Below are 1,258 nucleotides of genomic sequence, written 5' to 3'. Positions count from 1 at the left end.
CGGCTGCCCGCTGGGGAACCTGATCCCGGAATGGAACGAGTACGCCGCGCAGGGCGACTGGCGCGCCGCCGCCGACCGGTTGCACGCCACCAACAACTTCCCCGAGTTCACCGGCCGCCTGTGCCCGGCGCCGTGCGAGGACGCCTGCGTCCTGGCGATCAACGCCGACCCGGTGACGATCAAGGACGTCGAGGTCACCATCGCCGACCAGGCGTGGGAGCTCGGGCTCGCGCCCCCGCGGCCGCCCCACCGCCTCAGCGGCCGCACGGTCGCCGTCGTGGGTTCGGGACCCGCCGGGCTCGCCGCCGCGCAGCAGCTGACCCGGGCCGGCCACACGGTCGCGGTCTACGAGCGCGACGACCGCATCGGCGGCCTGCTGCGCTACGGCATCCCCGAGTTCAAGATGGAGAAGCGCCACATCAACCGCCGCATCGAGCAGATGCGCGCGGAGGGCACCAAGTTCCGTACGGGCGTGGAGATCGGCCGCGACGTCGACGCGGCGGAGCTGCGCGGGCGGTACGACGCGGTGGTGCTGGCCGTCGGCGCCACCGAGCCCCGCGAACTCCCGGTCCCGGGAAGGGAGTTGGGCGGCATCCACCAGGCCATGTACTACCTTCCCCTCGCCAACCGGGTCCAGGAGGGCGACTACGACGCCTCCCCCCTCTCCGCCGAGGGCCGCCACGTCGTGATCGTCGGCGGCGGCGACACCGGCTCCGACTGCCTGGGCACGGCCATCCGCCAGCGCGCCACCTCCGTCACCCAGCTGGACATCCGCCAGGAACCGGGCCCGGAGCGCCCCGAGGACGACCCGTGGCCGGTCACCCACCCGAAGGTCTACCGGATCTCCCACGCCCACGAGGAGGCGCGCTCCGGCGCGGGCGGCGCCGACCCGCGCGTCTTCGCCGCGACCACGCTCCGTTTCGAGGGCGACGGGCGGGGGAACGTACGGTCGCTGCGCCTGGCCGAGGTCGAGCCGGCGGACCGGCGGCGCCACCGGCCGGGTACGGAGCGGGTGATACCGGCCGAACTGGTGCTGCTGGCCCTGGGGTTCTCCGGTCCCGAGCGGGACGGCGGGGGCGGCGGCCTGATCGGGCAGTTGGGCCTCTCCCTCGACGGCCGCGGGAACCTCGCCCGCGACGCCGGGTTCACAACCGCCGCGGACGGGGTGTTCGTGGCGGGCGACGCGGGCCGCGGCCAGTCGCTGATCGTCTGGGCCATCGCCGAGGGCCGTTCGGCCGCGGCGATGGCCCAGACGATC

At 75.0% G+C, this 1,258-nt stretch carries 1 protein-coding gene; it reads left to right on the top strand.

Annotated elements, in window-relative coordinates; translation table 11 throughout:
• Nucleotides 1–1,258: glutamate synthase subunit beta (locus AOK16_RS23775; protein WP_055474177.1), on the top strand; the 1,258-nt coding region annotated here is incomplete at both ends.

It is taken from the genome of Streptomyces pathocidini, assembly GCF_001418495.1.
GTDB classification, from domain to species: domain Bacteria; phylum Actinomycetota; class Actinomycetes; order Streptomycetales; family Streptomycetaceae; genus Streptomyces; species Streptomyces pathocidini.
Note: the sequence above shows the minus strand (reverse complement) of the source record. Positions and strands in the feature narration are given on the sequence as shown.